This is a genomic window from Hymenobacter terrenus (genome assembly GCF_000972495.1).
Lineage (GTDB): Bacteria > Bacteroidota > Bacteroidia > Cytophagales > Hymenobacteraceae > Hymenobacter > Hymenobacter terrenus.
This window is the reverse complement of record NZ_LATM01000119.1, coordinates 1-854: the sequence shown is the minus strand read 5'-3', so window position 1 is coordinate 854 and position 854 is coordinate 1. Positions and strand designations below refer to the sequence as shown.

Here is an 854-nt window from a genome sequence, read left to right as displayed (position 1 = left end):
CAAGCTATCCCAAAAAACCGTACACTCATTCCGAAACCGCTCTAAGTAGAGCGCTACCAGTCCTATCGCCAACCGGGAGATTAGTCCTACCTGCACCGGGTAGTAAGAAGTAAGCAGGGTAGGTGCCGGCCCGGAAAGGAACACTGCCTTGGCCGCTCCGGGCGCTGTGAATAGCGGTAGATAGTAAGCTACGCACAGTAGGAAGGGCACAAAATGCCAGGCATGCTGACGGGCGTTAAGGTGAAACTCGGGGCTGGTCAATGCCCGGACGTACAAGTAAAGCAGTGGCCCTAGTATAATCGTTGAGGTGGTCTAGTGATGACGGACAGAAGAAGGACGTATATTTCTTCTGTGATGACAGTNGTATATTTCTTCTGTGATGACAGTAAAAACCAACGGGACGTCGCCCGACAAACGGCGTAAATACGACGAGGCGTTCAAGGCCGAAGCACTGCGTCTAGCCAGCGAGAGCCGCAGCACCCAGGCCGCGGCCCGGCAGTTAGGCATCAGCCCCAAGCTGCTCTACCGTTGGCAGCAGGCGCAGCTCGTCGCGGAGGTGGGCAGTGTGGAAGTGGCCCGCGACCCGGAAGTGCGTGCGTTGCGGGCCGCCAATAAGCGGCTGGCGCAGGAGTTGGACATTTTAAAAAAAGCCTTGGTCATCTTTGGCCAGCCGACCCCGTGAGCACCTACCGACATATCGCCCAGCGGCAGACCCAGGTGCCACTTGCCAAGCCGACTCGGCCCTCGGCTGCTGCCGGTCGCGCTGCCAGGCGTAATAGGGGTAGCACAATAGTAGAAACCGAAATTCTCGCTAAGGATATGCACTATGTTTACTATGCTAGTGGCCAGCGCTG

At 57.0% G+C, this 854-nt stretch carries 1 protein-coding gene; it reads left to right on the top strand.

The window, feature by feature from the left end:
- Positions 1–379 precede the first annotated feature (379 nt).
- The gene (locus WX88_RS26755) at positions 380–682 is read left to right on the top strand and encodes a transposase (RefSeq protein ID WP_046247497.1); all 303 of its coding nucleotides are present in this window, start codon (positions 380–382) and stop codon (positions 680–682) included.
- The last annotated feature ends 172 nt before the right edge of the window (positions 683–854 follow it).